The organism is Methylobacterium sp. B1, assembly GCF_000333255.1.
Taxonomy (GTDB): domain Bacteria; phylum Pseudomonadota; class Alphaproteobacteria; order Rhizobiales; family Beijerinckiaceae; genus Methylobacterium; species Methylobacterium fujisawaense.
Genome location: NZ_BACT01000532.1, coordinates 1 through 1585, shown reverse-complemented (window position 1 = coordinate 1585; position 1585 = coordinate 1). Strand labels below are relative to the sequence as shown.

Annotated in this window: 1 protein-coding gene; it reads right to left on the bottom strand. The window is 70.5% G+C overall.

Features of this window, described 5'->3' with window-relative positions:
* Positions 1-134: 134 nt before the first annotated feature.
* Positions 135-1298, bottom strand: a complete 1164-nt coding sequence (locus I53_RS15595) for an aldose epimerase family protein (protein WP_043352269.1) — start codon at positions 1296-1298, stop codon at positions 135-137.
* Positions 1299-1585: the final 287 nt, after the last annotated feature.

Here is a 1585-nt window from a genome sequence, read left to right as displayed (position 1 = left end):
CCTGCCCGAGCGCAGCTCCTCCAGGCTGAGGCCGAAGTTCAGGTAGCGCTCCAGGTAGAGCGCCGTCATGTCGATATTGTCGGGGTTGTCGAACCAGGCGCGGGAGCGCAGGGGCCGTGCAATCGGTCGGTCGGTCATTTCTGGGTCCGGTGAGCGGGGCTGGTCGAGAACCGGTAGGCGATCACGTTCCGGTAGGTCTTGCCGGGGTCGAGCCGGGCGGAGCCGAAGGCCGGCTGGTTCGGCGTGTCGGGGAAGAGTTCCGGCTCCAGCGCCAGGGCGTCCGACTGCCGGTAGGCGAGGCCGGATTTACCCACCACCGTCGCGTTGAGGAAGTTGCCGGCATAGAACTGCACCCCCGGCTGGTTGCTCGCCACCTCGAGGATCCGGCCCGATTCCGGATCCTCGACCCGCGCCACGAGGTGCGGCTCGGCCGTGGGCGCGTCGGTGACGACCCAGTTGTGGTCGTAGCCGCGCGCCCGCACGATCTGCTCGTCCCGCCCGTCGCGGATCCGCGCGCCGATCACCGTGGGCTTGCGGAAGTCGAAGGGCGTGCCGGCCACCGGCAGGTGCGCGCCGGTGGGGATCAGGGTGGCGTCGACCGGCGTGAAGCGCTCCGCCGGGATGGTCAGGGTCTGATCGAGGATCGAGCGGCCCGAGCCCTCACCCGCGAGGTTGAAGAAGCTGTGGTTGGTCAGGTTGACGATCGTCGGCTTGTCGGTCGTGGCCTCGTAGGTGACCGTCAGCGTGTCGGTCGCGTCGAGCGTGTAGGTGGCGGTGGCCGTGAGCGTTCCGGGATAGCCCTCCTCCCCATCCGGGCTGACGTAGCGCAGGGTGACCGACGGGGCCGCGCCGCCCTTGACCGCGGTGATCGTCCAGAGCCGCTTGTCGAAGCCGGCCGCGCCGCCGTGCAGGGCGTTCGGGCCGTCGTTGGTGGCCAGCGTGTAGGTCTGGCCGTCGAGGGTGAAGCGCCCGGCGCGGATGCGGTTGGCGTAGCGCCCGACGCTCACGCCGAAATAACTGCCCTTGGTCAGGTAGGAGGCGAGGTCGTTGTAGCCGAGCACCACATCCGCGGCCTTGCCGGACCGGTCCGGGACGTCGAGGCTCCGCAGGAGCGCGCCCCACGACAGGATCCGGGCCGTGATCCCCTTGCCGTTCGTCAGCGTCACCTCCTCCACCGACCGGCCGTCCGGCAGGGTGCCGAACACCGTCCGGACCGGCTCGGCCGCCCGGACCGGAGCCGGGGTCAGGCCCGGGATCGCCGCGCAGGCGCACAGCGCCAGGGGTCCCACTCCACGCATCGCATCCTCCCCTCGATGAAGCCGCCCGTCCCGCCGATCCTGCGCCGGCACGCGACGGGGACGCGGTTGACGTCCGCGAATCCGATATATACTCATACAAATGAAATGGACAACATGGGACCGTCGGCAAGGCGGCCCGGAGCGCAGAGGACAACGCCGGATGGCAGGACCGATCGCGACCGTCGGGACGACGGCGCCCCGGACGGGGGCGGAGGCCGCGCGCGACCGGGGCGCCTACCGCCCGGCCCTGTCGCTGCTGGCGAGCCTCTTCTTCATGTGGGGTTCAT